This is a genomic window from Kitasatospora sp. NPDC094016 (assembly GCF_040304045.1).
GTDB lineage: Bacteria > Actinomycetota > Actinomycetes > Streptomycetales > Streptomycetaceae > Kitasatospora.
Genome location: NZ_JBEOUK010000003.1, coordinates 325,319 through 350,783, shown reverse-complemented (window position 1 = coordinate 350,783; position 25,465 = coordinate 325,319). Strand labels below are relative to the sequence as shown.

At 70.4% G+C, this 25,465-nt stretch carries 26 protein-coding genes and 1 pseudogene; 8 read left to right on the top strand and 19 right to left on the bottom strand.

The window, feature by feature from the left end; genetic code table 11:
• The 5 genes and pseudogenes from ABT015_RS05085 to ABT015_RS05065 form a co-directional block, all read right to left on the bottom strand.
• Positions 1 to 910: pseudogene (locus ABT015_RS05085) on the bottom strand (hypothetical protein); the annotation flags it as partial.
• A 361-nt stretch (positions 911 to 1,271) separates the two neighbouring features.
• Positions 1,272 to 2,231 carry an LAETG motif-containing sortase-dependent surface protein gene (locus tag ABT015_RS05080; protein ID WP_350876886.1) on the bottom strand — a complete coding sequence of 320 codons (960 nt, stop codon included), beginning with the start codon at positions 2,229 to 2,231 and terminating at the stop codon, positions 1,272 to 1,274.
• A 174-nt stretch (positions 2,232 to 2,405) separates the two neighbouring features.
• Positions 2,406 to 3,989, bottom strand: coding sequence for a sensor histidine kinase (locus ABT015_RS05075; RefSeq protein WP_350876884.1), 1,584 nt, complete (start codon positions 3,987 to 3,989; stop codon positions 2,406 to 2,408).
• A gap of 12 nt (positions 3,990 to 4,001) precedes the next feature.
• Positions 4,002 to 4,790 carry a response regulator transcription factor gene (locus ABT015_RS05070; RefSeq protein WP_350876882.1) on the bottom strand — a complete coding sequence of 263 codons (789 nt, stop codon included), beginning with the start codon at positions 4,788 to 4,790 and terminating at the stop codon, positions 4,002 to 4,004.
• Positions 4,791 to 5,046: 256 nt separating this feature from the next.
• On the bottom strand, positions 5,047 to 5,520 hold the full coding sequence (locus ABT015_RS05065; RefSeq protein ID WP_350876880.1) for a carboxymuconolactone decarboxylase family protein: 474 nt from the start codon (positions 5,518 to 5,520) through the stop codon (positions 5,047 to 5,049).
• A gap of 142 nt (positions 5,521 to 5,662) precedes the next feature.
• On the opposite strand from ABT015_RS05065, the gene sigJ reads away from it, so the two are divergent.
• The gene (gene sigJ / locus ABT015_RS05060) at positions 5,663 to 6,619 is read left to right on the top strand and encodes an RNA polymerase sigma factor SigJ (protein ID WP_350876878.1); all 957 of its coding nucleotides are present in this window, start codon (positions 5,663 to 5,665) and stop codon (positions 6,617 to 6,619) included.
• Here sigJ and ABT015_RS05055 read toward each other — a convergent pair.
• The 6 genes from ABT015_RS05055 to ABT015_RS05030 all read right to left on the bottom strand — a co-directional run bounded on the left by ABT015_RS05055 (position 6,577) and on the right by ABT015_RS05030 (position 10,691).
• On the bottom strand, positions 6,577 to 7,482 hold the full coding sequence (locus ABT015_RS05055; RefSeq protein WP_350876876.1) for a methyltransferase domain-containing protein: 906 nt from the start codon (positions 7,480 to 7,482) through the stop codon (positions 6,577 to 6,579). The two genes, sigJ and ABT015_RS05055, sit on opposite strands and share 43 nt — an antisense overlap.
• A 200-nt stretch (positions 7,483 to 7,682) precedes the next feature.
• Positions 7,683 to 8,672: an ATP-grasp ribosomal peptide maturase gene (gene tgmB, locus ABT015_RS05050; RefSeq protein ID WP_350876873.1), complete on the bottom strand. Its 990-nt coding sequence runs from the start codon at positions 8,670 to 8,672 to the stop codon at positions 7,683 to 7,685.
• A gap of 1 nt (position 8,673) precedes the next feature.
• A complete protein-coding gene (locus ABT015_RS05045) occupies positions 8,674 to 9,012 on the bottom strand; it encodes a hypothetical protein (protein ID WP_350876871.1) in 339 nt (112 codons plus the stop codon).
• Between the two features lie 140 nt (positions 9,013 to 9,152).
• Complete coding sequence (locus tag ABT015_RS05040) at positions 9,153 to 10,007, bottom strand: helix-turn-helix domain-containing protein (protein ID WP_350876869.1); 855 nt, start codon at positions 10,005 to 10,007, stop codon at positions 9,153 to 9,155.
• Positions 10,004 to 10,516, bottom strand: coding sequence for a DUF6879 family protein (locus tag ABT015_RS05035; protein WP_350876867.1), 513 nt, complete (start codon positions 10,514 to 10,516; stop codon positions 10,004 to 10,006). The genes ABT015_RS05040 and ABT015_RS05035 overlap by 4 nt, the downstream gene beginning before the upstream one ends.
• Entirely contained in the window at positions 10,500 to 10,691 is a 192-nt protein-coding gene (locus ABT015_RS05030; RefSeq protein ID WP_350876865.1) for a hypothetical protein, read from the bottom strand. Before ABT015_RS05030 ends, ABT015_RS05035 begins: the two co-directional genes overlap by 17 nt.
• Before the next feature lie 663 nt (positions 10,692 to 11,354).
• On the opposite strand from ABT015_RS05030, the gene ABT015_RS05025 reads away from it, so the two are divergent.
• The gene (locus ABT015_RS05025; protein WP_350876863.1) at positions 11,355 to 13,556 is read left to right on the top strand and encodes a transglycosylase domain-containing protein; all 2,202 of its coding nucleotides are present in this window, start codon (positions 11,355 to 11,357) and stop codon (positions 13,554 to 13,556) included.
• 184 nt (positions 13,557 to 13,740) lie between these two features.
• Here the strand turns inward: ABT015_RS05025 and ABT015_RS05020 are convergent, their stop codons facing one another.
• The 5 genes from ABT015_RS05020 to hisC form a co-directional block, all read right to left on the bottom strand.
• Positions 13,741 to 14,424, bottom strand: a complete 684-nt coding sequence (locus ABT015_RS05020) for a DUF5666 domain-containing protein (RefSeq protein ID WP_350876861.1) — start codon at positions 14,422 to 14,424, stop codon at positions 13,741 to 13,743.
• A gap of 7 nt (positions 14,425 to 14,431) precedes the next feature.
• Positions 14,432 to 15,643 (bottom strand): ABC transporter permease, encoded by a 1,212-nt coding sequence (locus ABT015_RS05015; protein ID WP_350876859.1) that lies wholly within the window; start codon positions 15,641 to 15,643, stop codon positions 14,432 to 14,434.
• Positions 15,640 to 16,443 carry an ABC transporter ATP-binding protein gene (locus ABT015_RS05010; protein ID WP_350876857.1) on the bottom strand — a complete coding sequence of 268 codons (804 nt, stop codon included), beginning with the start codon at positions 16,441 to 16,443 and terminating at the stop codon, positions 15,640 to 15,642. Before ABT015_RS05010 ends, ABT015_RS05015 begins: the two co-directional genes overlap by 4 nt.
• A gap of 2 nt (positions 16,444 to 16,445) precedes the next feature.
• Entirely contained in the window at positions 16,446 to 17,855 is a 1,410-nt protein-coding gene (locus ABT015_RS05005; protein ID WP_350876855.1) for an efflux RND transporter periplasmic adaptor subunit, read from the bottom strand.
• A gap of 281 nt (positions 17,856 to 18,136) precedes the next feature.
• The gene (gene hisC, locus ABT015_RS05000; RefSeq protein WP_350876853.1) at positions 18,137 to 19,213 is read right to left on the bottom strand and encodes a histidinol-phosphate transaminase; all 1,077 of its coding nucleotides are present in this window, start codon (positions 19,211 to 19,213) and stop codon (positions 18,137 to 18,139) included.
• 383 nt (positions 19,214 to 19,596) lie between these two features.
• Here hisC and ABT015_RS04995 point away from each other — a divergent pair, with 383 nt between their 5' ends.
• The 3 genes from ABT015_RS04995 (at position 19,597) to ABT015_RS04985 (ending at position 23,193) form a co-directional block, all read left to right on the top strand.
• Positions 19,597 to 20,754 carry a LacI family DNA-binding transcriptional regulator gene (locus ABT015_RS04995; protein WP_350876851.1) on the top strand — a complete coding sequence of 386 codons (1,158 nt, stop codon included), beginning with the start codon at positions 19,597 to 19,599 and terminating at the stop codon, positions 20,752 to 20,754.
• Between the two features lie 114 nt (positions 20,755 to 20,868).
• Positions 20,869 to 22,119 carry a metallophosphoesterase gene (locus tag ABT015_RS04990; protein ID WP_350876849.1) on the top strand — a complete coding sequence of 417 codons (1,251 nt, stop codon included), beginning with the start codon at positions 20,869 to 20,871 and terminating at the stop codon, positions 22,117 to 22,119.
• Positions 22,120 to 22,359: 240 nt separating this feature from the next.
• Entirely contained in the window at positions 22,360 to 23,193 is an 834-nt protein-coding gene (locus tag ABT015_RS04985) for a hypothetical protein (RefSeq protein ID WP_350876847.1), read from the top strand.
• A gap of 38 nt (positions 23,194 to 23,231) precedes the next feature.
• On the opposite strand, the gene ABT015_RS04980 is transcribed toward ABT015_RS04985, so the two are convergent.
• From ABT015_RS04980 to ABT015_RS04970, 3 genes are all read right to left on the bottom strand, one after another.
• Complete coding sequence (locus tag ABT015_RS04980) at positions 23,232 to 23,441, bottom strand: AbrB/MazE/SpoVT family DNA-binding domain-containing protein (RefSeq protein WP_350876845.1); 210 nt, start codon at positions 23,439 to 23,441, stop codon at positions 23,232 to 23,234.
• Positions 23,442 to 23,508: 67 nt separating this feature from the next.
• The gene (locus tag ABT015_RS04975; protein WP_350876843.1) at positions 23,509 to 23,805 is read right to left on the bottom strand and encodes a hypothetical protein; all 297 of its coding nucleotides are present in this window, start codon (positions 23,803 to 23,805) and stop codon (positions 23,509 to 23,511) included.
• Positions 23,806 to 23,926: 121 nt separating this feature from the next.
• Entirely contained in the window at positions 23,927 to 24,106 is a 180-nt protein-coding gene (locus ABT015_RS04970) for a hypothetical protein (RefSeq protein WP_350876841.1), read from the bottom strand.
• Positions 24,107 to 24,233: 127 nt separating this feature from the next.
• Here ABT015_RS04970 and ABT015_RS04965 point away from each other — a divergent pair, with 127 nt between their 5' ends.
• The 3 genes from ABT015_RS04965 (at position 24,234) to ABT015_RS04955 (ending at position 25,353) form a co-directional block, all read left to right on the top strand.
• Positions 24,234 to 24,623, top strand: coding sequence for a hypothetical protein (locus tag ABT015_RS04965; RefSeq protein ID WP_350876839.1), 390 nt, complete (start codon positions 24,234 to 24,236; stop codon positions 24,621 to 24,623).
• A 241-nt stretch (positions 24,624 to 24,864) separates the two neighbouring features.
• Positions 24,865 to 25,056, top strand: coding sequence for a hypothetical protein (locus ABT015_RS04960; protein ID WP_350876837.1), 192 nt, complete (start codon positions 24,865 to 24,867; stop codon positions 25,054 to 25,056).
• A gap of 150 nt (positions 25,057 to 25,206) precedes the next feature.
• The gene (locus ABT015_RS04955; protein WP_350876835.1) at positions 25,207 to 25,353 is read left to right on the top strand and encodes a hypothetical protein; all 147 of its coding nucleotides are present in this window, start codon (positions 25,207 to 25,209) and stop codon (positions 25,351 to 25,353) included.
• The last annotated feature ends 112 nt before the right edge of the window (positions 25,354 to 25,465 follow it).

The window sequence follows — 25,465 nt, the reverse complement described above, 5'->3', positions numbered from 1 at the left end:
AGAGGGCCGCGGCACCCAGGCTGAGGGCCAGGCCGGAACCCAGCGCCAGGTACGGGGTGGCCGGGGTGGAACCGGTCTCGGCGAGCTCGGTGGTCGACCCGGTCGTCGCCTTGGCCGTGGCGGCGGTCGTCGCCTTGGCCTGGCTGCTCGCGGTGGTCGCCTTGGTCGTCGAGGTGGTCGACTTGGTCGAGGTGGTCGAGGTGGTCGACGCGGTGGTGTCCGCTGCCTCGGTAACGGCGGCCGGCTGCTCGGCGGGCTTGTCGGCCGGCTTGTCCACCGGCTTCTCGTTCCGCTGCTCAGCCTCCTTCCGAGCGTAGTCGACCGCCTTCGCCTCGGCGTACGCCTTGTTGGCGGCCTGGTAGGCCTTGATCGCCACCGGAACGGCCGCCTCAGCCTCGACGACCTTGGCGTTCTCGGCGGCCAGTACGTCGTTCAGCTTCTTCTCGGCGGCGGTCACGGCCTCCTTGGCCTTGCGGTCGGCGTCGGCCGCCTCGTTGGCGGCCTTGCTCGCCGCCTGCATCCGCTCCCGGGCCTTGTCCAGTTCCTCCGGCTTGGCGGATCCGAACGCCAGCGAGGCCGCCTCGGCCTCCTTGTTGGTGGCGGCTACCACCGCGGCGGTCTTCTCGGCCGCGTCCTCGGCTCGCTGCACCCACATCAGGTAGGGCTGCGGGTTGGCCTTGAAGGTCTCGAAGTTGGCCCTCCCGGAGACTGCCCGCATGCGGGCCGCCTCAACGGCCGCGGACGCGTCGGCCTGGGCCTTCTCCAGGGCGGCGATCGAGGCGGTGTCGTTCTGGGTCTGCGCCGTCGGAGCCGACTCCGCGAAGGCGGGTACCGCGGAGAACATGGCTGCGGGCGAGATCACTGCAGCGACGAGGGCGGCCGAGACCAGCGTACGGCGGAGGTTCAACATGACCCCTTTCGGGATGAATGGAAGGCAAAGTCCGTTCACCGAGCGGTCCTTGACCGCCCAGCGAGAGCCGATCATAGGCGTACGGATTCTTCACATTCCATTTTGTTTTCGAGCACGGTAAGGGAATTGATGAATCGACAAACGAGACCTGGTCGCGCCGCTCCTCGGTGAGCTCCGACCCAAACCCTGAGTCCTGCGATCACCTTGCCTTCCCGCACCGCCCCTAGCCGGAGCCTCCGATCGGGGCGTTTCGGGCCCGGAAAACGCGAAACCGCAGGGCGGGCCGGGAGGGGGCCTGCCCTGCGGTTCGGGGTGCCGTGGGGTTCGCGCCCTCCTCCCGAGCGGGCGCGAACCGGGTGGATCAGGAGGAGGAGCGGGCCGGCTTGCGGCGGGAGACGTAGAGGGCCGCGGCACCCAGGCTGAGGGCCAGGCCGGAACCCAGCGCCAGGTACGGGGTGGCCGGGGTGGAACCGGTCTCGGCGAGCTCGGTGGTCGAACCGGTCGTCGCCTTGGCCGAGGCGACGGTCGTCGCCTTGGCCTGGCTGCTCGCGGTGGTCGCCTTGGTGCCGGTGCCGTTGTTGTTGGTGGTGGTCGCGGTGGTGTCCGAGACCGGGGTGACGGCGGCGGGCTGCTGGGCCGGCTGCTCCGCCGGGGCCGGAGCGGGCTGCTCGACCGGCTTCTCGCTCGGCTTGTCGGCGGGCTTCTCGCTCGGCTTGTCGGCCGGCTTCTCAGCGGCGGCCTTGGCGTCGGCGAGGGCCTTGTCCGCGGTGGCCTTGGCGGCTGCCGCGGTCTTGGTGGCCTCCTGAAGCCCGTGGAGCTTGCGCATCGCGTCGACCTTGGCGTCGTCCAGCGCCGTGCCGGCGGCGGTCACGGTGGCCTTGGCCTTGGTGTCCGCGTCGGTGGCGGCGTTGGCGGCGTCGAACGCCGCCAGCATCCGCACCCTGGCCGCCTCCAGTTCCTCCGGCTTCGCGGAGCCGTACGCGGCCGAGGCCTCGACGGCTTCGTTGTAGGTCTTCTCGTGGGCCGCGGCGGCCGTCTTGGCGGCGGCCCGGGCCTCCTGGAGCTTGCCGAGGTAGGGCTGCGGGTTGTTCATGAAGGCCGTGACCTCGGTCTGCCCGGCGGCCTCGGCGGCGACGGCGGCCTGGTGGGCCTTGGCCGCGGCGGCGGCGGCCTTCTCCAGCTCCGCGATCGAGCCGGTGTCGTTCCGGGTCTGCGCCGTCGAAGCCGACTCCGCGAAGGCGGGTGCCGCGGAGAACATGGCTGCGGGCGAGATCACGGCGGCGACGAGGGCGGCCGAGACCAGCGTACGGCGGAGTTTCACAATGACCCCTTTCGGGTCGGAAAGAAAGCAAAAGCCGTGTGCCGGGCCGTTCTTGGCGGCCCGACGGCGTTGATCATAGGCACACGGATTCTTTACGCTCCATGCCGCGTTCCGGCAACGAAAACGGCCCGCCATTGCCTGGTCAGCAAGGGAATTGACGTGTCGACAATGCCGTCAGGAAGTCCGGTCACCGTTGGTGGGCAGTTCGACCCGGAACGTGGCACCGGCGCCGGGGGCGGTGTCCAGGGTGAGGGTGCCGCCGTGCGCGCGGGTGAGCGCGGTCGCGATGGCGAGGCCGAGTCCGGCGCCGCCGCCGCCGTGCCGGCTGCGGGAGGCGTCGACCCGGTAGAAGCGGTCGAAGACCCGCTGGGCCTGGCCGTCGGTGAGCCCCGGCCCGGCGTCGGCGACCTCCAGCAGGCAGACACCGCCCGCGCCGCCGACCCCGATCCGCACCGGGGTGCCGGGCGGGGTGTGCTTGACCGCGTTGCCGACCAGGTTGGTGACCACCTGCCGCAGCCGGGCCTCGTCGCCGAGGACGGGGGCCGCGCCGGGGGCCCCGGTGCCGGACGGGCCGGTGAGGGAGACGGGCCGGGTCGGGTCGAGGGCGGTGAGGTCGTGCAGCGCGTCCGCGGCGAGGGTGCGCAGGTCCATCGGGGCGAGGTCGAGCGGGCGTTCCTCGTCGAGCCGGGCGAGCACCAGCAGGTCCTCGACCAGGGCGCCCATCCGGACGGCCTCGCTCTCGATCCGGGTCATGGTCCGCTTGACGTCCCCGTCGGTGGGCAGCGCGCCCATCCGGTAGAGCTCGGTGAAGCCGCGGATCCCGGCGAGCGGGGTGCGCAGCTCGTGCGAGGCGTCGGCGACGAACCGCCGCATCCGGGCCTCGGATTCGGCGCGGGCGGCGAAGGCAGCCTCGATCTGGGTGAGCATGCCGTTGAGCGCGACGGAGAGCCGCCCGACCTCGGTGCCGGGGGAGAGTTCCGGCATCCGGTGGGAGAGTTCGCCGTCGGCGATCCGGGCGGCGCCGGCCTCGATCCGGCGCAGTGGCCGCAGTCCGGCCCGGACGGCGAAGAAGCCGAGCCCGGCGATCAGCAGGAGGACGGCGCCGCCGATCGCGAGGAAGGAGCTGCGCAGCTTGCCGACGGTGGCGTCGATGTCCGCGCGGGAGACGGCCACCATGACGTAGGTCGCGGTGACGGCGGGCGAGGCGTAGTCGCTGGGGCTGGCGGCGGCCGGGGCCCGGGGGGTCTGGATCGGCAGCACGAGGACCCGCCAGTTGTAGTGGCCGCGCTGGTCGGGCAGGTCGAAGGGGACGTCGGGTTCGGTGCGGGTCGGGTCGAGGCCGCCGAGTTGGGGCGCCGGGTCGCTGTCGGAGACGGGCTGGCGCATGACGGCCTGCACCTTGCCGTCCGAGGAGAGGTACTGGACCAGGTACTGGCTGGGCAGGGTGCTGCGTTTGCCGGTGACGGCGGGGCGCCCGGCCTCCGGGGCGCCGACCCGGACCGGGCCCTTGTGGGACAGCGGCAGCCCGTACCGCTGGAGCTGCTCGTCGAGTTGGTCGACCAGCTGCACCCGGACGGTGCCGAGCACGACGGCGTCGCTGACCACCAGCCCGGTGGTGACCAGCACCAGCGCGAGCACCAGCAGCCGGGCGCGCAGGGAAAGCCGGGACAGCCCGGACAGCCTTGACAGTCGGGAGAACGGCAGCCGGGAGAGCGACCGCCGGAACACCGACAGCCGGGTGGAGAAGCGGGCGGACACGGAGCGGACCGGTCAGCCCTGCGGGGGGCGGCGCAGCGCGTAGCCGATGCCGCGCACGGTGTGGATCAGCTTGGGGCCGTGGGCCGGGCCGGAGTCGAGCTTGCGGCGCAGGTAGGAGATGTACGACTCGACGATGGAGAGGTCGCCGCCGAAGTCGTAGGCCCAGACGTGGTCGAGGATCTGCGCCTTGGAGACCACCCGGCCGACGTTGGCCATCAGGTAGTGCAGCAGTTTGAACTCGGTCGGGGAGAGCGCGACGGGGGTGCCGGCCCGGGTGACCTCGTGGGCGATCGGGTCGAGGCTGAGGTCGGCGACGATGAGCCGGCCGTCCTCGGCGGGCCCGCCGGAGCGGCGCAGGATGGCGCGGATCCGGGCGATCAGCTCCTCCAGACTGAACGGCTTGGTGACGTAGTCGTCGGCGCCCGCGGCGAGGCCCTGGACCTTGTCGCCGACGCCGTCCTTGGCGGTGAGGAAGAGCACCGGGAGGTGGTCGCCGGGGTGGCCGTGCACGGGCCCGGCGATCTGGCCGCGGTTGGTCCGCTCGCGCAGCTTCTCGACGACGGTGAAGCCGTCGAGGTCCGGGAGCATCACGTCGAGGACGACGAGGTCGGGGCGTTCGACGGCTATCAGGTCGAGGGCCTCGGTGCCGCTGGCGGCGGAGGCGACCCGGAAACCGGAGAAGCGCAGCGAGGCGGCGAGCAGCTCGCGGATGTTGGGTTCGTCGTCGACGACGAGGAGGAAGGCCTCGCCAGGGCCGCCGGCCACCGCGGACCCGCCTGGTGTGGTGACTGTGCCTTGCACGGGGCTTTCGCCTCCTGGTCGGACGATGGCATTCGGCATGAGGCTAGCCCCCGGAGGCTATGCGGCATCGATGAATGTTGGATTAACACCTTATCGGTCGGTTTTTTAAGCACAAGGCCCCCAGCGCAGGCTGGATGGTATGCGCACGGACGGTAACGCCCCGGAAGCGCCGACGGCCGGGAAGCCGGCGCCCGCGGCCGAGAAGCCCACGCCCGCGGCCGGGGAGACCGCTCCCCGGCCGCGGAAGGCGCTCCGGTCAGGCGTGCTGACCGGGCCGGTAGCCGCCTGCGGGAATCCGGGCGATCACGTTGCCGCGGTTGAAGGCGTTGATGATCGCGATGAGGGACACCAGGGCCGCGAGCTGCTCCTCGTCGTAGTGCTTCGCGGCGTCCGCCCAGGCCTCGTCCGTGACCCCGCCGGCCGCGTCGGCCAGGCGGGTGCCCTGCTCCGCCAGCTCCAGGGCGGCGCGCTCGGCGTCGGTGAACACCGTCGCCTCCCGCCAGGCCGCGACCAGGTTGAGGCGGGTCGCCTCCTCCCCGCCGTGCACGGCGTCCTTGAAGTGCATGTCGACGCAGAAGCCGCAGCCGTTGATCTGGCTGGCGCGCAGCTTCACCAACTCCTGCGTCGCGAACGGCAGAGTCGATTCCACGATCACCTTGTTGGCCGCGATGAGGTGCTTGAGGAACGTGGACATGGTCTGGCTGGCGAAGGGGTTCAGGCGGGCTTCCATCGTGTGCTCCCTTGTCGTCGTCCGCTGGTGCCCTCTGAGACAGGGCACCCCGGCGGGCCGTGACAGATGCGCATGTGAGCTGCGTCACCACCGCCTGAGCGACGTCGGATACCCTGCTCGGCGAACCGAGGGAGGGGTTCCAGTGCCGGAATCAGCCATCACCACGGACGCGACCGGATACCGGCCGCTGCTGTTCTCCATCGCCTACGGGATGACGGGCTCCGTGGGCGACGCCGAGGACATCGTCCAGGACGCTCTCCTCGGCCTGACCCGGGCCGACCAGGCCGGGACCACGATCACCAACCTCAAGGCGTACCTGACCACCTCGGTGACCAGGCTGGGCATCAACCACCAGACGTCGGCCCGGGTCCGCCGGGAGACGTACGTGGGCGAGTGGCTGCCCGAGCCCGTCGTGGTGACCGCCGACCGCCCGGGGCCGGCCGAACACGCCGAGCTGGCCGACGCCTTGTCGATGGCGTTCCTCGTCCTGCTGGAGGCCCTCTCCCCGACCGAGCGGGCGGTGTTCATGCTCCGCGAGGCCTTCGGGTACGGCTACCCGGAGATCGCCGACGCCGTCGGGAAATCCGAGGCCAACTGCCGCCAGATCCTCACCCGCGCCCGCAAGCGCCTCGCCCCCTCGGCCCGGGCCGTCGACACCCGGGCGCGCAAGGCGGAGGCCAACGAACTCGCCCGCAGGTTCTTCGAAGCCACCGAAGGCGGCGACCTGGACGCCCTGCTCCGGCTCCTCTCCCCCGACGTCGTCTTCCACGGCGACGGCGGCGGCAAGGCCCGCGCCCTCGGCAAGGCCCTCACCGGCCTGCGCCGCGTCGCCCTGCTCCTCATAGGCGGCCTGCGCCGCAACCGCAGACTCGGCATCACGCGGAAGCCCGCCACCGTCAACGGCCGCCCTGGCGCTGTCCAGTACGACGCCGACGGCCGCGTCGCCGGCGTCCTCGAACTCGACATCGCCGACGGCGCGATCCGGGCCGTCCACGCCGTCTCCAACCCCGACAAACTCACCCACCTCGGCCCGGTCTCCGACATCGGTCTGCTACCTCAAAGCCCCCACCGAACCGAGGATCCGTCCGGCGCCGCATAACCCACGTACTGCCCCTCCGGCCCCGCCTCGACGGTGAACCACTCACGGCGCGGCCGGTTGCCTTCGAGCCAGCTCCGGTACGCCGCTTCAACGGCCTGCCAGAGGTCGCGGGAGCCGCTGACGTCGACCGTGGACGAGCCGTCGGGATGGTCCTGCACACGGGCGGCCGAGCCATCGGCAGGATCGTGCAGGGTACGGCCGTTCCGAATGACCGTGGGGGCGAGGTGGAGACCCGCCCAAAAGGAGAACCCGCAGTCGTCCAGAACTCGGGCGCTGATTTCCGTGATTCGCCCGCCGGCTCGCGGTGCCCGAGCCGGCGGGCTGGGCTCGGCACCTGAACGCAGCGGCATGAACCCGGCGGGCCGGTGCAGGAACCGCCCTGCCGCGCGCCCGTCCGACAGCTTGGTCAGCCGGACCAGGGCGCCTCCGCCCAGGACATCACCGATCGGGGCGACGATGAGACCGCCCGGCGCGCATTGGTCAAGCCAGGCCTGCGGAATCCGCCGCACCGAACACGTGGCGATGATCCGGTCGAACGGCGCTCCGCCGGGGTGCCCCTCCGCCCCATCTCCCCGGGCGACGTTCGGCTCGAACCCGACCTCGCGCAACCGCACCCGGGCGGTCGCCACCAACTGCTCGGTGCGATCCACCGTGGTGACGTGGTCCGCGCCGGCCAAGTGGCAGAGCAGAGCGGCGTTGTAGCCCGTCCCGGCCCCGATCTCCAGCACCCGATCCCCAGGCCGGACATCCAGCGCATCGAGCATGTCCGCCATCAGGCTCGGCGCCGTGGACGAGGAGGTGGCCACACCCTTTCGACCATCCAGTCCCGCGTCCTCCGCCTGCAGCCCGTCGACCTCGGTCACCAACACCCGGTCCGCATACACCTCCCGCAACCACGAGCTGTCCGTTGCACGCCGCGCCCGATAGACGCCCCCCCTCCTCGCGGTAGAACACCGGCAGGAACGGATGCCGGGGGACATTGAGGAACGCCTCAACCACCCGCGAGGCCAGTACCGCGCTCCCCCGCTCGATCTCCGAGGCCAACCCGATCCGCAGGAGTTGCTCATCGAGGACGCTGGTCATGCCCGGTCGATCCTTCCAGGTAGTCACAGATGGCAGCGGTGATGGGCAGGCCGGTCGCCTGCTCGATGAACCCGTACTGCCCATTCGGGTTCACCTCAAGGAACGTCCATTCGCCCGAGGGGGAAACGACGAAGTCGAATGCGCCGTAGGGGAGAGCGAGTCTTTCGAGCATCCGCCGAACCCCGACCGCGACCTCACTCGGCGGCTCGCAGACCCGATACGTCAGGCTGTCGTAGTCGCTGCGCCAATCAACCCGAGCCGCATCCGAGTTGGCGTGGATCTCAGCGGCGAACAACTGGCCATCGACAACGGTGAGCCGCACCTCGTGGGCCTTGGGCACCCATTCCTGGAACAGGTGCGCCGTGGTGGAAATCGACGGATGATCGGCGTCGCCTGGTTGCAGCACGCTCGCGTACACGGCGACCGAGCAGCCATCGAGCGTCCCGCGGATCGGCGTGAAGGGCTTGTAGACCACGGGATTCCCGATGCCGGTCGCGAATTCCCTTGCCGCTTCCGGATCGTTGGTGATCAACGTCCGGGGGACTCGCAGCCCCGATTCAGCCGCCACCCGGAGCTGGAACGGCTTGTACTCGGTGTCGGCAGCACGGCCCGGCGGCGGCAGCCAGCGACATGGCAACGCGGACAGCAGACCTCCGAACCCGCGCCGCGCCTCGGCGGACGCCACGCCACGAGCCTCGGGGGACATCGACTCCGGGAACTCCGGCACGGTCGGCCGACGGTAGTAGACCGCTCGTACCGCCGAGAGGTCGAGCGTGCGTCGTTCCGTGGCCAGCGTCCCGCACCAGCCGGCCGCCCCGTCGAGGCTGGCCGACAGGGCCAGCCTCGACGGAAACCACGCCGTGTCCGCCCGGAAGACGGGGGTACCGCGCCGATTCAGCTCCTCGATCACGAGGTCGGCGGTGGGATCGAACGCCCCCATGAGCACGAGGACGGCATCGGCGGTCGGCATCTCAGTCGTCGCTGCTTCCCGGGTCGTCCGGCGCGTCCATCTGCCCGGTGGGCTGGGTCGGGCCGTACGTCTTCGGCGGCGTGCTGGTCATGTAGACGCCGGGCGGGAGTCCCTCATAGGTGCACGTCTGCGTGTCGTCGTCGTAGTCGATGTCGGCCGACAGGGTGCCCCCGGCCCCGGTGACCGGCACCAGGAACCGGAAGGCGAACGGGCTCTCCGGGCCACGCTCGCCCTCCAACTCGGGCAGCGGCGTCGCCCCGGCCGTGCCCATCGGCAGCCGGGACTCCGCCCGGTCGAAAACCGGGACTCCCCGCGGTCGGCTCATAACGGTGGTGGACATCTGTACCTCCCTGTTGCTGCGCCTCATCGAATCCCAGAGTGCAGACGACCCGGGATATCAGGCCTGGCGATAACGCTAAGGCTCCGGGAGGCGTCTCGGCCACATCCAGTCAGGTTCCTGCATAGATTCTCTTCATGAACTCAATGTCGAGGAATCCGGAAGTCATCCGCCCATTGTTCGAGCATGACCCTGACATCGCCTTCGGAGGGCGACGCAGCATAGAAGAAATCAAACAGCCGACCATAGTGATCGATATCCTTGGGGTCGCGCAGAACAACCCGTCCGGTAAACAGCTCAATGGTCACCAGCTTCGCCCCGTAGACCGTGAAGGTATGAAACGGCGCGTCGACAACTTGGGCCGACATCGGGATGATCCCAATGTTGACGTTCGACAGCCGAGAGACGGACGCAATCCGGTCCAACTGGTCAGCCATAACCGAAGGGGCACACAGCCTCCATCGAACGGCCGATTCGGTCAGCAGGAAGTCGAATCGTTTGCTCTCGTCGTAGAGGACCGCCTGACGTTCGATCTTCAGGGCGATCGTTTGAGACACATCGCCATCGACGGGGTCGATGGGAGGGCTCATGGCCGTACGCATATATTCGGGGGTCTGAAGCAATCCAGACGGCATCGCCGGAAGAAAATAGCGAATATGGTCAGCACCATTTTCGAGAGCTGCCAGCTCACGCTGCCGAAGATGCAGTCCGCGGCGGACGGAAGCACGGACATCCTCGTATTCGGCATTGGCTACGCTGGCCAGGTCGAGCAGTTCCCGAGCGAGGCCGGTATCTACGCCCAGCGCATTGATGATCTGTTGAACGTCGGCGACTGACGGCAGGACTTTCCCTGTCTCGATCCGGGAGATCTTGCTCTGGCTCATGCCGCAACGCACGGCCAGTCGTTCACCAGAGAGGCCGGAGGCACGTCGGAGATCCTTGAGCGCTGCTGCAAGGTTTCGACGTTGCTCTCCGGCCCTACCGGGATCGAGGGTCAATCTGAGCAGTACTCCGCGAACGGAACCGAGAGGGACAGCGCGAGATCACGCCAATGCCGGTACTGGTCCAGGTTCGGATCCTCCAAGAGATCCCGGCCGATCTGCGTGCCGTCCGACCGGTACCTCATGTCAACCACCTTCGCACCATCGAACAACCAGAAGTCCTGGTCCGGAAGACCGGGATTCTCCCGCTCGGTGAGGTCCAGGATCCGAATGTCCTCACCGGCCTCGACGTTGTACGCGTAGGCAGCGAACTCATAGCGTAGGTAGTCGGACAGCGGCCTGGTCAGCACATGCACCCGTCCGATCCGACGGCCGCTCGCGCGGAAGTTCCGCACGCGAGTCAGCCACGGGTCGTCTGCGGGGATGTGGAGCTCTCCCGTAGCCAGGAACTGCTGGAACTCCTCGTCCTCACCGGGCATGGCGTAGGTACTCCTGGTCTCCAACCGGAAAGCCTCGCTCTCGAACGAATCGAAGAACGTGCGCCAGTCGTCACCAGCCAAGAGCACGGAACGCCTCCCTCAGCACGTTCTCGGGAATCTCCACTACCGCTTCGCCTTCAGGCGTCTGCCGCTGCACGGTGTAGCCCTGGACCGCGATGGTGCCTCGGTCCGTCGTGTAGACGGTCGGACAGTCGTCGTTGCGGCAGTCCGGGTCACCGCCAGCGATCCGCGTGAGCTCCATTGCTTCCCCTCCACGTTCTGTGCGGGTTGGTGACTAGAACCCTAGGGAGCTTTGGGGGAACCGGGCAAGGATCAGTCACGTTCCCGCATAGACTCACCCGCTTCGGTGGCACTCTCCGTGCGAGGGCGCGACGACTCAATCGCCGTGCCGTGCCCACAAGATCTTTGCGAGGAAGACCCGTTGGTCAACGAATGGGCGCTACAAAGGTGTTGTGGATCGGCAGCAGCACCACACGCCTGTCCGCCGGCGGCCCCTTGCGCCTCGCAAGGGGCCGCCGGGGTGAGCTTCGGCGCAGGAAGTCGGCTTGGCCGACTTCCTGCGCCACGGGGACTCCGCCAGGGCCGCCGCCGGGCGCGCAGGGGCGAGTGGCGGGCTGCCCGAGGACCCGGGGGCGGGTTCTCGGGCGTAGGCAACCTTTCGGGCCGCTCACGGCATCCAAGTGGTGTCAGGGCTGCGAGAGGGGGAGGACGCCGGGCGCGGATACATGGGGGCGCGGGAGGGTCGGCGCGCGTTCGCTGGGCGGATCGTTTTTTTATCGCGCCTATTTAGTACGTATGCGATTTGATATGGTGGAGTCGGTTTCGAGTATCTGTTGCACAGCCGTGACAGCCTTGCGCGAAAAAACGTTCGATCCGCAGAGTGTGTGAGGACTAGCATTCCCGGATGGAATCGAATCTCCCTCCGATATGGAATTCCTCCGACAGCGCGGCTCTCCCCCCGCCCCGCAGGGCGCCCCTTCGGCTGGCCCGGTTCGGTGCGATCTTCCTGGCGGCGAGCGTGGTGTCCGGTGTGCTGCTGGCGGGCCTCGCCCTGCCCGCCGCCGGCGGTTTCGGACTGACCGCCAAGGGCACGGCGGAGGGCTTCGAGGACATCCCCGGTGACTTCAAGACCCCGCCGCTCACCCAGGCGACGCAGATCTTCGACGCCAAGGGCGGCCTGATCGCCAAGGTGTACGAGCGCGACCGCACGGTCATCGCTCCTGAGCAGATGTCACCGTTCATGCGACAGGCCCAGGTCGACATCGAGGACGCCCGGTTCTACGAGCACGGCGCCGTCGACCTCAAGGGCGTGCTCCGCGCGATCAGCAAGAACGCCGAGAGCGGCACCGCCTCGCAGGGCGCCTCGACGCTGACCCAGCAGTACGTGAAGAACGTCAACGTCGAGAAGGCCGGCGAGGACCAGGCCGCGGTGCTGGAGGCGCAGCGCAAGACCCTGGGTCGCAAGATCCAGGAGCTCAAGGTCGCGATCAAGCTGGAGGAGGACCTGTCGAAGGACCAGATCCTCACCAATTACCTCAACATCACGTACTACGGGAACGGCGCCTACGGCGTGGAGGCCGCCTCCCAGCGCTACTTCAGCAAGAGCAACAAGGACCTGACCGTCGCCGAGGCCGCCATGCTGGCCGGGCTGGTGCAGAACCCGTCCCAGTACGACCCGAAGCTGCACCCGGTGGCCGCGCAGAAGCGCCGGGACACGGTCATCGACAAGATGCTGGAGAACAAGCACATCACCGCGGACCAGGCCAAGGAGGCGAAGGCCGCCCCGCTGGGTCTCAACTTCAAGGACCCGCAGAACGGCTGCATCACCGCCACCGCCCAGGGCGGCATGGGCTTCTTCTGCGACTACGTCCGGCACGTGGTCAAGCAGGACCCGGCGTTCGGCCAGAACGCCGCCGACCGCAAGAAGTTCTGGGACACCGGCGGCCTGAACATCTACACCACGCTGGACCCGGACAAGCAGGCCGCCGCCCAGAACGCCGTGACCTCCAACGTGAAGATCACCGACAGCGTCTCGGCCGCCGCCACCATGGTCGAGCCGGGCACCGGCAAGATCCTCGCCATGGCCCAGACCCGCCCGTACGGCCTGGACGCCAACAAGAACCAGACCGTCGTCAACCTCAACGTGGACGCGGCGATGGGCGGCGGCAACGGCTTCCAGCCCGGCTCCACGTTCAAGCCGGTCGTCGCGGCGGCGGCCCTGGAGGCCGGCCTGCCGGCGACCCAGGAGTACTCGGCCCCGAACAAGCTCGAATACCCGACCATGAAGACCTGCGAGGGCACCTGGAAGAACCAGGGCCGGCCCAAGACGGTGGTGCCCAACGAAAGCGAGAACGAGAAGGGCCCCTACCAGCTGAAGCAGGCCATGGCCCTCTCGGTCAACACCTACTTCGTGCAGATGGAGCAGGAGATCGGCCTCTGCGCGGTCAAGCAGATGGCCAACAAGCTGGGCGTCACCGGCAAGGCCAGCGGCAAGCCGCTGGAGGAGGTCCCCGCGATGGCCCTGGGAGTGGAGGAGATGAGCCCGCTGACCATGGCCAACATCTACGCGACCTTCGCCGCCCAGGGCACGCACTGCGCCCCGATCGCCATCAACAAGATCACCACCGTGGACGGCAAGGACGTCCCCGTCCCGGCCGGCCAGTGCGAGAAGGCGTTCTCCGACGACACGGCGCGGGCGATGAACACCGTCCTGAACGGCGTGACCGAGAACAAGGGCACCGCCGCGGCGCTCAGCCTGGACGACAACCGCCAGATCGCCGGCAAGACCGGCACCTCGGACCGCAAGCGGGCCGCCTGGTTCAACGGCTACACCCCGCAGCTCGCCACCGCCGTCTGGCTCGGCGGCCCCAACGGCGGCGTCGAGATGCGCAACATCACCATCAACGGGAAGCACCGCAGCGAGGTGTTCGGCGCCGACGGCCCCGGCCCGATCTGGCAGGACGCCATGAACCAGGCCCTGCGCGGCACGCCCAAGAAGTCCCTGCCGATGGCCGACATCCCCGACCCGGCGCCCAAGACCGACCCGAACAACACCGGCACCGGCACGGGCGCCCCGGCCACCACCCCGCCCGGCCCGCAGCACTGACGGCAGTCACACCGGCGGCCCCTCGCGAGCAGCAAGGGGCCGCCGGATCGTTTCGCTCAGGCGCCGCCGGTGCAGTGGTCGAACTCCCCGGCCTTCGCGCCCCGGAGGAACGCGGGCGAACCACCTGCGAAGGCCCTCGCCCCAGGGATGGGCGAGGGCCTCGCGGCGTCCGGGAGCTACGGGGTCAGCCCCCGGACGGGTTCTTGGGAGCACCGCCACCGCCGAAGCCGCCGCCGAAGCCCGCGCCACCCGCACCGGCTGCCGCGCCCTCGACGAGCTGGCTGGCCGTGTAGCCGCCGTCGGCGTCGGGGGTGCCGACGACGGTCACGCTCTGGCCGGGCTGGAGGTCGGCGACCTTGCCCTCCTTGTTGAGCTGGACCTTCGTCGCGTCGCCGGTGGTGACCTTGACGGTGTTGCCGTTGGCATCGGTCAGGTAGACGGTGGTGCCGTCGACGGCCTTGACCGTGCCCCGAGTGAGCCCGGCCTGCCCACCCTGACCCTGACCCGCGCCCTGACCGGCACCCTGACCGGCGCCGCCCTGCCCACCCCGGCGGGACCCGTTCTGCCCGTACCCGCCGCCCGCCGCCGGCCGCTGGCCCGCAGCGGCACCCGCAGCCCCGGCGGCCGCAGCAGCGGGCCGGGACGACTTCCCACTCGTCCCGCCGTGGTTCTGCTGGTACCAGACGCCGCCCGCGAAGGCCCCGCTGGCGATCACCCCGCCCGCCAGCACCAGGCTGAGCCAGGGCAGCTTGCGCCGCGGCGGGGCGGCGAGCTCGGCGGTGACGTCGCGGGCGTCCGGCGGGGTCGCGAGCAGGGCGACCTGCTCGGCCGGCGTGCTGCTGCTGACCGTGGCGATCTCGTTGCTCATGGGAGTCCTACTCGTGCCGGAGGGCGTCGATCGGCCGCAGCGAGGCGGCCCGGTTGGCGGGGTAGCTGCCGAAGAACAGCCCGATGGCGACGGCGATGCCGAACGCGCCGATCACGGATTCGGGGATCACCACCGGTTTGATGCCGACGATGCTGAAGTGCGAGCCGGCGATCCCGGCGGCCACCCCGAGCCCGGCGCCGAGCACGGAGAGCAGGGTCGACTCGGTCAGGAACTGCCCGAGGATCACCGCGCGCGGGGCGCCGAGCGCCTTGCGGATGCCGATCTCCCTGGTCCGCTCGGTGACCGTCACCAGCATGATGTTGGTGATCCCGATCCCGCCGACGAGCAGCGAGATCGCCGCCACCGCGCCGAGCAGCACGGTGAAGGTCTTCGTGGTGCTCTCCCTCGCCGTGAGCAGCGAGGACTGGCTGGTGATCCGGAAGTCGGCCTTGGTCGGGTCGGCGATCGCGTGGGTGCCGAGCAGCACCCGGGTGATCTCGGCCTGGGCCGCGGTGGTGCTGTCGGCCGAACTGGCCTGCACCAGGATCTGGTTGACCGACCCGAAGCCGGTGAAGGCGTTCTGCACGGTCGGCAGCGGGGCGATCACCACGTCGTCCGGGTCGGTGAAGCCGCTGCCGCCCTTGGCCTGGAGCACGCCGACCACGGTGAACGGGGTGCCGCCGAGGACGATCTTCTTGCCGACCGGGTCCACGGTGTCGAACAGCTGCTTGGCGGTCGTGGCGCCGAGCACCGCGACCTTGCGCGAGCCGAGCACGTCGTCGTCGGTGAAGTACTCGCCGTGCGCGACCTTCTGGTTGGCGGTCTCGAAGTACGCCGGGTAGGTGCCGACGATCGAGCCGGGGCTGTACGAGATGTCCCCGTACAGCGCCGTCCCGCTGGTGGTGACCACCGGGGCGACCGACCTGATCGCGGTCGAGTCGGTGTCGGCGGCCAGCGCCTTGGCGTCGGCGACCGTCAGCTTCTTCACCGAGGAGGTGGCGCGGGCGCCGCCGCTCGCCGAACCGGAGCTGACGGTGAGCGAGTTGGTGCCGAGCGAGGTGATCGACTCCTTCACCGCGACCGACGAGCCGTTGCCGACGGCCAGCAGCAGGATCACCGAGGCGACGCCGATCAGCACCCCGAGCATGGTGAGCGCCGAGCGCACCTTGTTGGCGGCCAGGCCGCCGACCGCGAAGCGGAGCATCTGCCAGAGGATCACGCCGACACCCCCAGCTCGCGCAGCAGTGGCGGCGGCCCGTCCACCGGGGCCTGCCGGACGTCGCTGACGATCCGGCCGTCGACCAGCCGGAGCACCCGCTTGGCGTGCCGCGCGACTTCGTCCTCGTGGGTGATCAGGACGACGGTGCGGCCGGTGGCGTTGAGCGCGTCGACGAGGTCGAGGACCTCCTCGGTGGAGCGGCTATCCAGGTTGCCGGTGGGCTCGTCGGCGAGCAGCATCGCCGGTGCGGTGACCAGCGCCCGGGCGACCGCGACACGCTGCTGCTGGCCGCCGGAGAGCTGGTTGGGCCGGTGCCCGGCGCGCTCGGCGAGGCCGACCAGGGAGAGCGCGGCCAGGGCCCGGCGGCGCCGCTCCGAGGCCCGGACGCCCGCGTAGGCGAGCGGCAGCTCGACCTGGGCGAGCGCGGTGGTGCGCGGGATCAGGTTGAAGGACTGGAAGACGAAGCCGATCTTGCGGTTGCGGACCAGCGCGAGCTGCCCCTCGTCGAGGTGGCCGACATCGATGCCGTCCAGCAGGTAGCGGCCGGCGGTCGGGACGTCCAGGCAGCCGAGGATGTTCATCATGGTGGACTTGCCGGAGCCGGAGCTGCCCATCACCGCGACGTAGTCGCCCTGGTGGATGTTCAGGCTGACGCCGAGCGGGCCGCCGGTGTCCGGGTCCTCCGGGCCGTGCAGCGCGTGCACGACGGCGTCGCCGTGCCCGTACGCCTTGGTGATCCGGCGCAGCTGGATGACGGGCGGGGGCGCCGCCGGGACGCGCTTGTCGATGACGTGACGCATGATCAGCCCTTACCGCCCCGGCCGGCCCCACCGCCACCGGCGGCACCGCCGCCCCCGCCGACGCCCGCCAGCCCGGCGCCGCCGCCCTGACCGCCGCGACCCTGGCCGCCGCCGACTCCCGGGAAGGAGGCGTTCGGGAAGCCGTTGCCGCCGCTGGTGGTGGGGAGTTCGACCTTGTCGCCCTCCTTCAGCCCGGAGACCACCTGCACCGTGCTGTCGCCCTCGACGCCGACCCCGACGCTGACCCGCTCGCTGGAGCCGTCCGGGTGCACCACGGTCGCGGTGCGGCTGGCGCCGGTGCCGGAGAGCGCGGAGGTGGGCAGTGACAGCGCGCTGTCCGCCTCGCCGGTGATCACCTGGACGGTGGCGCTGAGGCCGGTGCGCAGCGCGCTGGTGTCACCGCTGAGCTGGAGCGTGGCGGCGTACTGGACGGCCGTCGAGCCGGCGCTGCCGCCGCTGCTGCTGGGCAGCGAACTGACGGACAGGACACTGGCGTTGAGCTTGGTGTCGGACTGCGCGTTCAGGGTGACGGTGGCCGCCTCGCCCTTCTTCAGCTTGAGCGAGTCCAGTTCGGAGAAGTTGGCGGTGACCTGCATCCCGGTCGGGTTGGTCAGCACGATGAAGCCGCTCGGCGCGCCGCCCGAGGCGGTGCTGCCGGTGGACGACTTGCCGGTCGACCCGGACGACCCGGTGGCGCCCGACGAACCGGACGAGCCGCCGGAACTCGCGCCGCCCACGGTGTCGCCGACCTTCGCCGAGACGGACGCGACCGTCCCGTCCACCGAGGCGGTCAGGGTGGTGCCGGTCAGCGCCGCCTGGGCGTTGGCGAGGGTGGTCTGCGCGGTGGCGACCTGCTGCTGGGCCTGGGCGACGGCCGCGTCGTCGACCTTGGTGGTGGTGATGGTGGTGGTCTGCGGAGCGGGCGTGCTGTTCGCGCCCGCTCCGCGGTCCCCACCACCGCCGCCGTTGCCGCCGGCGCCGGAGGTCGCACCCGGCAGCGGCTGGGTGGTCGTGGTGGTCACCCCGGCCTGCGCCTTGGTGAGGTTGGCGTTGGCCGTGGTGAGGGACGCCTGGGCGGCGTCCACCTGCTGCTGGGCGGCCGTGGTGTCGACGGTGGCGAGCACCTGGCCCTTCTTGACGGCGTCCCCGACCGCGACCTTGACCGAGGTGAGCCGGCCGCCGGTGGCGAAGTCCTGGGCCGCGTCGGTCGGTGAGACCAGGGTGCCGGTTCCGGACACGGTGGCCAGGACCGTTCCCTTGGCCACGGTCGCCGTACGGATCTGGGTCTTGCCGGCGGCGGCACTGGTGCCGCCGTTCACTGTGGCGTACACCAGGGCGGCACCGCCCAGGAGCGCCACGCCGAGCGCGGAGTTGACGAGGACGACGCCTCGCCGTCGCGGGAGCACCTTCATGCCGGACAGCTTTCCTGGGCGCTCTTGCGGAGCCCTGGGCGCGGGCTGGGAGAAGACTGACCGGGCGGATCCGGGCATTCCGGTCACACCGCCCGGTTCGCGCGGGCGCCTTGGCCGTGCCGTGGGCCGTCGTTGGCCGAACTCCCAGCGGGCTCCCAGTGAGTTCCGGTGATCTCCAGCCATCCGGCAGCGCCCCGGGCCCCACCGCCGACCGCCCCAGACCCCCGGGAACGCCGTGGGGGCGCACCGCGAACGGCGCGCCCCCACGGAGAAGGGAGGGATCAGAGCGTCTTGCGGAACGCCTCGGCCACCGAGAGGAAGATCGAGTTGCCCTCGGTCTCGCCGATCGAGATCCGGACGCCCTCCGGGAACGGCCGGACGATCACCCCGGCCTCGGCGCACGCGACGGCGAACTCCTGCGAGCGCTCGCCGAGGCCCAGCCAGACGAAGTTGGCCTGCGAGTCCGGGATCTCCCAGCCCTGGGCGCGCAGCCCGGCCACCACCCGGGTGCGCTCCTCGACCAGCGCGTCCACCCGCTCCAGCAGCGCCTGCTCGGCGCGCACCGAGGCGACGGCGGCGTTCTGGGCGAGCTGGCTGACGCCGAACGGGACGGCGGTCTTGCGCAGCGCGTTGGCCACCGGCTCGTGCGCGATCGCGAAGCCGACCCGCATGCCCGCGAGGCCGTACGCCTTGGAGAAGGTGCGCAGCACGCAGACGTTGGGGCGGTCCCGGTAGAGGTCGATGCCGTTGGGCACCTCGGGGTCGCGGATGAACTCGATGTACGCCTCGTCGACGACCACCAGGACGTCGGACGGGACGGCGTCCAGGAAGCGCTCCAGCTCGGCGCGGTGGATCACGTTGCCGGTGGGGTTGTTGGGGTTGCAGACGAACACCAGCCGGGTCTTCGGGGTGATCGCGGCGAGCATCGCGTCCAGGTCGTGGTCGCCGGTCTCGGTGATCGGCACCGGGACGGGGGTCGCGCCGGCGACCTGGGTGATGATCGGGTACGCCTCGAAGGAGCGCCAGGCGAAGACCACCTCGTCGCCGGGGCCCGCGGTGGCGAGGATCAGCGACTGGGCGACGCCGACCGAGCCGGTGCCGGTGGCGATGTGCTCGACGGGCACGCCGAAGCGCTCGGCCAGCACCTCGCCGAGCTCGCCGACGGCCATGTCGGGGTAGCGGTTGAGCGAGCCGGCCGCCGCGACCGCCGCCTCCAGCACGCCGGGCAGCGGGTCGTACGGGTTCTCGTTGGAGGACAGCTTGTACGCGTCGGCGCCGGCCGGCTTGCCGGGCTTGTAGGTGGGGATGCCGTCCAGGGTCGGCCGCAGCCGCGGGCCCTGCGCTGACGTACTCGTCACGGTCCTACTCCTTCTCGATGCTGTCCGCGCGCCTTCGGCACGCGTTCGGCGCGTGTTCGGCGCGTGTTCTCCGGTGCGGTCGCCCCCGCCACCTGTGGGATCGCCACCGTGCCCGGGATCTCGGAACGCGTCCGGGGCACCCCGGTCGGGTGCCTTGAACGATACCGACCGCGCTCACCCGTAGGGGTGAGATGCCCGGTCGGGTGACAGGCGCAGATCAGCCATTCTGCCGGGTTCCTTTGGCACATGTCAGAGGTAAGACGGCTGGTTTCGTGCGGGTATCGAAGGAGCGCACCCCGGCTCACTCTTGGAGAAACGTATCTCCGAGGGCTCCCGATGCGCCGGTCACAGACCCTTGTCAGGAGCCATACGATCGGTCCGCCATGACAGCAGCAGCCAACCAGAGCGGTCGGCGTCCCACCACCTCACGGCGTCTGGAGCGGGCCGGCATCCGGGATGTGGCAGCAGCCGCCGGAGTGTCGATCACCACCGTCTCCGACGCGCTGAACGGAAAGGGCCGCCTGCCCGACGAGACCCGCAGCCGGGTGCGCGAGGTCGCCGAACGCCTCGGCTACCGGCCCTCCGCCGCCGCCCGCACCCTGCGCACCGGACGGTCCGGCCTGATCGGGCTGACCGTCACGACCTACGGCGAAGAGCCGTTCACCTTCACGGAGTTCGCGTACTTCGCCGAGATGGCCCGGGCCGCCACCAGCGCCGCCCTCGGCCGCGGCTACGCGCTGGTGGTGCTGCCCGCCTCCTCCCGCCACGACGTCTGGGGCAACATCGCCCTGGACGGCACCGTGGTGATCGACCCGCCCGACCAGGACCCCCTGGTCAGCGAGCTGTACCGGTCCGGCGTCCCGGTCGTCAGCGACGGCAAACCCGGCAACTGCCCGGTCACCGCCTGGGTCGACAACGACCACGAGGCCGCCGTGCTCGGCATCCTCGACCACCTCTCCGAGGCCGGCGCCCGCCGGATCGGCCTGCTCACCGGCACCAGCACCGACACCTACACCCGGCTCTCCACCGAGGCCTACCTCGGCTGGTGCGCCAAGGTCGGCCAGGAGCCGGTCTACGAGGCCTACCCCGCGCACGACCCGGCCGCCGGCGCCGTCGCCGCCGACCGGCTGCTCGCCCGGCCCGACCGGCCCGACGCCGTCTACGGCCTGTTCGACCCCAACGGCACCGACCTGCTCGCCGCCGCCCGCCGCTACGGCCTGCGGGTCCCCGACGACCTGCTGCTGGTCTGCTGCAGCGAGAGCGACGTCTACGCCACCACCGAACCGCCGATCACCACGCTCTCCCTCAAGCCCCGCCGGATCGGCACCACCGTGGTCAACCTGCTCATCGACGCCATCGAGGGAGTCGACTCCGGGACGGGCGTCGACATCGCCCGGCTCTTCCCGCCGCGCTTCCGCACCGCCGGCACCGGCCCGCCACCGGGCACCCTGATGCCGACCGAGCTGATCGTCCGCGCGTCCTCCCTGCGCCGGAGCCCGCGCACCACCGTCAGCCCTCCCCGACTCCCGGGCGAGGTCTAGACCATACCGAGCCGGGACAAAACGGACCTTGTGGGACGGCCCGGCTGACGCTCCGGAGGATTGGATACCCACCAGGTGACGACGCCGGGAGAGTGGTCTTCCTATGATGGGCGAATGACACCCGAGGACCGCTTCCCCGGGCCTGAACACCCCGACTCAGGCCCCCGCCACCAGCCGGACCTCGACGTGCTGCCGTACGGCACCTACTACGAACCGGAGCCCGCCACCGGCTACCCCGGCACGCCGTACGAAGCGGAGACCTACAGCGGCTACGGCGGAGCCCGCTACCTGGAGCAGCACTGGCCCGCCGACGGGCAGGACCACACCGTGCACGCCCCGGAGAACGCCCCGCTCTTCTCCCACCAGGACCACGCCGGTTCCCACCAGGACCACCCCGGCTACGAGCCGACCCTGCCCGACCAGCAGTCCCCCGCCCACCAGGACCACGCCCACCAGGCCCCCGGCCGCGACGACCCGCCGACCATCGAACTCGGCCCGCCGCTGCCCGACCCCTCCGCGCCCAGCTACCCGTACCCCGCCCCCGGCCCCGGCGAGCCCCCCGGCCCGCTCTACGTCGTCGGCGACGTGCACGGCTACCTGGAGGAGCTCCGCGCCGAGCTGCGCCACCAGGGCCTGATCGACGCCGAAGGCCACTGGTCCGCCGGCCGCTCCCGGATCTGGTTCCTCGGCGACTTCACCGACCGCGGCCCCGACGGCATCGGCGTCATCGACCTCGTGATGCAGCTCGCCGCCGAAGCCGCCGCCGCCGGCGGCTACTGCCGCGCCCTGATGGGCAATCACGAACTGCTCTTCCTCGGCGCCGCCCGGTACGGCGACGAACCCGTCCAGTCCACCGCCGGCACCGCCTCCTTCCTCGCCGCCTGGCGGCTCAACGGCGGCCAGCAGCACGACCTGGACCGGCTGGAGGGCCACCACATCAGCTGGCTCTCCCGGCTGCCCGCCATCGCGCTGGAGGACGGCCACCTGCTGCTGCACTCCGACACCACCGCGTACCTGGAGTACGGCGAGTCCATCCCCGACGTCAACGACGCCGTCCACAGCCTGCTCGCCGACGAGGGCGTCGACGAGTGGTGGGACTGCTTCCGCCGCTTCACCAAGCGCTTCGCCTTCCGCGGCGACGCCGGCCCGACGGCCGTCCACGAACTCCTCGACACCTACGGCGGCACCCGCATCGTGCACGGGCACAGCCCCATCCCGTACCTCACCGGCGCGGTGCACGCCGACGACGGCCAGCCGCCGCACATCCCCGGCCCCTACGTCTACGCCGACGACCTCGCGGTGGCCATGGACGGCGGCGTCACCATGGAAGGGCGCCTGCTCGTCGCCCGACTCCCCGTCAACTGAGGCCCGCGGACCGGGCCCGGTCGAACGGACGTTCCCGGCGCCCGGGCCACCGCACGCGCGCGGGCCGGGGCGCGAAATTCCGGAAACCGACTGTCAGCACGGCCGCGCCCGCCCCTAACATGAGGCACACCACACCCGGCCGCCCGTCCGGCGGCTCGCCTCCGCGCCCGTTTCGGCGCCCCTGAGGGTCCCGCGGCCCCTGGGGCGGAGCGAACCGGGGTCCGCATGAACGGGGTCCCCATGACCAACCCCCCGCCGCTGCTCGCCGAGGACCGCCCGGAATACGAGCGCCTCCTCGCCGAAGCCCTGCGCGACCACACCGTCCTCACCGCCCTGCGCGCCCCCGGCGCGCTCACCACCGACCAGCTGCGCATCCGCGCCCTGCGCGACGCCGACGCCATCGCCGCCGCGGCCGCCACCGAGTACACGCACTACACCCGGCTGCGCGAGACCCTGCGCACCACACCCCCGCCACCCCCGGGCGCCGAACCCATCGCCCCCGGACTGCTCACCCAACTGCGCTCCGCCAACGGCGGCGCCGGACTCTTCCCCGTCCTCACCGTGCTCACCCCGGTCCTCGCCTGGACCGCCGCCCTCGCCCTGCTGCTCATCGGCTACCTGCTGCGCGCCGCCAACCCCGACCTCACCCTCGCCCGCAGCCTCGTCACCGCCGGCTGGGTCGCCCTCGCCGCCGGAGTCGCCGCGATGGCCATCGGCATCATCGGACTCGTCCTCACCGCCATACGCGACGGCGGCTCCGCCACCCCGGCCGGCACCGACCCCGAACTCGCCGCCGAACTCGCCGACGCCCGCCGCGAATGGCGCACCGCGCTGCGCGACCGCGGCCTGCTCCCCTACCTGCACACCCACCTGCCCGCCGTCCCCGCCGGCGCCCCCGACTTCACCAGCCCGGGGTACACCTCACCCGACTTCTCCAGCCCGGGCCCCGTCCCCACCGCCGACTACACCTCGCCCGACTTCACCAGCCCCGGCACCGTCCCCACCCCGGCCCCCGACTTCACCACCCCCGGCTACACCAGCCCCGCCTTCACCAGCCCCGACGACGTCACCTGAGCACCCGAACCCCGGCCAGTCCTTCATCGAGCAGAACTTCAGCGAAGCCTCCATGAACCGAACAGCGTCAAGGACAGATCAACCTCACTTGGGGAAGGCCGCTGCCCCCGGGTTCCGCCCCCGACCCGACGCACTATCCGCAGGACGCAGTCTTCCTCGATCACGTCCACCTCGTCCCTGGCGTGGGGACCACACTTCTCGCGGATGTCCGCAGGGATCGTGACTTGTCCTTTGCTGTTGAGCCGCATCTCGCTCTCCCTGTCTCCCCGACAAAGCGCCGCCCTGGGAGCTCCGGGGCGGCTTCAGGTTCGGACGTCAGTCTGCGAGCGGGAGGTAGACCCGGCTGCCCTGCTTCGCGAACTCCTCGGACTTGGCCCGCATGCCGGCCAGCGCCTCGGTGTCTGGGAGACCTTCATCGAGCAGAACATCAACAAAGCCCCCCCCACTGCCCGATTCTCCGGGACGTTCGGAAACCGTCAAGCTCGCACCGCTCGCCACCGTCGCCACGCACAGGCTCGTACATGCGGGCTCGGCCCCGGCCTCCACCAACAGCGCGCGGATCTTCTCCGACTCAACGTTGAGGATCTTCGCCTCGAACTCAGTTGAGGTCATGGGATGTTGCCCTTTCCATGCGAGGTTTCGGGATGTGCGAGCGCACGATATCGGCGATCGCGTCAACCACCTGCTCCGGAGTGCGGCCGGTGCCGTCCACCCGGACAAGGCCGAACGCCCGCTACACGCAGGTGCTCTCGGCGACGTTCGGCTCTTCCCGCTGATGCCAGTAGCTCAGCGTCCCGCGCTCGGCCGGCGGGCGAAGGCGGTCGTGACGAACCTGCTCGTCCACCTCCAGCAGGATCTCCACGTCCGGGACCAGAGCGCCGCTCGGGTACTCCGGGGCGCAGTCGCGCCCCATGGCACGGTGTGTGGCAGCGGTCCGCGGGAAGTAGGACTCGACCACCACTGTGATCAGCCGATTAGAACGTGGCGTGATCAGTTGGCCCGACGATCACGTCCGTGACGCACACCGCGGAGTCTTCGGCGTGGCCACGAACGCAGAGCTGGGACTGTTCCCGAAGCGGACCCGGCAGGACCGCGAGGAGGTGAGTGAGTCGAAGCGCCGAGACTTCTTGACCGTCTCCCTTGCCTCGATCCTTCCTGACGTACAGCCGTTCCCATCTTCCCTGGGGATGAAGGACGTTGACGATATCGCCGAGAGAACCTTCGCTCTGGAGGAGTGGGACCGGCGAAGTGGAGGACTCGCCACACGCCACCTTGCCTTCGGCGAGTTGCGAAGCGCCGTCGACCCCACCAAGTCGTCGATGGGACCACGCGTCCGCGACCGGCTGTTCGGCCAGATCGCAAATCTCGCGGACCTTGCAGCGTGGCCAGCATTCGACGCGGGCCAGAGCCCCTGCCGGCGCTCGCGATGATCGCAGCGGTGAAGACCCAGGCATACGCCATCCAGGGTGACGAGCCCGAGGTCGTACGACAGATCGCTCTCGCGGAGTCGATCTACAGTCGGGTTGCCGATCTCCGCAGCGAACCACGGTGGATGTGGTACTTCACCGAGCACAAGTTGCACGGTGGGACCAGCCACGCCCTCTACCTGCTCGCGATGGTCAGGGGGAGACCCGTCTCCGACCTGGTGTCCCGACTCCGCTCCGCCGATCAGTGGACTCCCAGACCTCCAACCGGGCCCGCTCGAAAGCGATCGACACCGCCCAACTGGCCACAGTGCTCTACCGTCAGGGTACCCGGGAAGAAGCCGATCACTACGCCCGCACCGCCGCCGACCTTTCCACCGTGGTCCGTTCCGCACGACTGAACGCCGCAATGGCCGAGCTGAGGAGAGCCCAGGCATGACCATCGAAGACGTGATCAAGGAAGCCGCTGCCCGTGGCGTCACCGGACTGCCGGAGCCCACCCGGCTCACCCATGTTCGGGTGTGGCCGCGCCTCACAGTGGGTCGGCGAGGTCGGCGAGCCACCCCGCAACGAGACCGTGGGCGAGGACATGTTCGACACCAAGGACGAGGCCCGGGAGGCCGCGTTGAAGGCCGTCGCCGAAAGCTGGTCCCTACTGCTCGCGATACTGCCGGCAAACCTCGTAGAGACGGCCGCGGAGTGGCCAGAGCCGATCGTGAACATCTGGGACGCCTGAAATCCACCACAGAAAAGCACCATAACCGTCACGGCAAATCGGACGTGTGAATTTTAGGTCGCCAAATGAGAGGGAACCAGGTATATTACTCGCGATTCCCGGCAACAGGGGA